Source organism: Nesterenkonia salmonea, from assembly GCF_005771525.1.
GTDB classification, from domain to species: Bacteria; Actinomycetota; Actinomycetes; order Actinomycetales; family Micrococcaceae; genus Nesterenkonia; species Nesterenkonia salmonea.
Genome location: NZ_VAVZ01000111.1, coordinates 1 through 968, shown reverse-complemented (window position 1 = coordinate 968; position 968 = coordinate 1). Strand labels below are relative to the sequence as shown.

The following is a 968-nucleotide window of genomic DNA, read 5'->3' as shown; positions in this document are numbered from 1 at the left end:
GTGTCGGCTTTCAGCGACACGCCCGGCAGCGGGTTACACAGACCCCGCCCCTATCCGCGCAACCTCTTATACCCATCACCAGCCGACATGACCCGCATCGACACCGTCACCACGACCACCGCCTCTCGATGGTCAGGTGGGCATCGAATCATCCACGTGGCGCAGCGCCACCCTCGATCTGCGCCCATTCGAGCGCCACCCGCACCGCCACGACCCGCGACGCGAGGGCCGACACGCGGCCTCTCGCCCGGCTCAAATCGGCTTGTGCCAGATCAGCGCATACCTCCACAGCAGCAGTTGCTTCCACTGCGCCCCCGGCAGCACTCGCTCAGCCGTTCGCCGCACGGTCACGTGGTCGTGCGGCGGCCAGACCGTCGGGGCCGTGTGCTCCCAGAACTCATACTTCCGAGCCATCCACCGATGCTGCACCGCTCCCGCCAGATGGACCAGCACATCCTTGGGGAGGCTCGTGCGTGCCACCCCGACCACGGCCAGCACACCGCCGGGTGCGGTCAGGTCAGCCAGCCGCGACAGCGCCGCCTCCAAGTCGGGCATGTGATGCAGCGAGGCGACGACATCGAACGTCCGGTCGAACTCGTGCGTCATCGCGTCACCTCGAACCCAGGTGACTTCATCACTGTGCTGTCGTGCCTTGTCAAGCACTGCCTCGTCGAGGTCGATGCCCGTCACCTCTGGCACTGACCGTCACAGTTCTACCGAGAGCAGGCCGTTTCCGCACCCCACATCGAGAGCACACCGAGCACCGGCGGGCACCGCGTCGAGAATCAGCCGGTGATAGTGGATGTTGTGGTTCCAGCGTTGGGGCGAGACCTCCATCCCTCTACGCTACGGCGTCCAGCTGGCAGAATCACCGCACAACCACGCCCGCGCGGCACAGCGCCTGTCGGTGGACGTGCGTTATTGAGGGCAGGTTTTATTCGGCGCGTTGAGCGATGTAGCCGGACCAG

At 65.8% G+C, this 968-nt stretch carries 2 protein-coding genes; both read right to left on the bottom strand.

The window, feature by feature from the left end; translation table 11 throughout:
- Nucleotides 1-252 precede the first annotated feature (252 nt).
- A complete protein-coding gene (locus FEF26_RS15490; protein WP_208012963.1) occupies nucleotides 253-699 on the bottom strand; it encodes a class I SAM-dependent methyltransferase in 447 nt (148 codons plus the stop codon).
- A gap of 6 nt (nucleotides 700-705) precedes the next feature.
- Complete coding sequence (locus tag FEF26_RS16220; protein WP_243730629.1) at nucleotides 706-837, bottom strand: methionine biosynthesis protein MetW; 132 nt, start codon at nucleotides 835-837, stop codon at nucleotides 706-708.
- Nucleotides 838-968: the final 131 nt, after the last annotated feature.

Excerpts from the sequence above, each read along its gene's own strand:
- FEF26_RS16220 (WP_243730629.1), bottom strand. The coding sequence starts at position 837 with ATGGAGGTCTCGCCCCAACGCTGGAACCACAACATCCACTATCACCGG.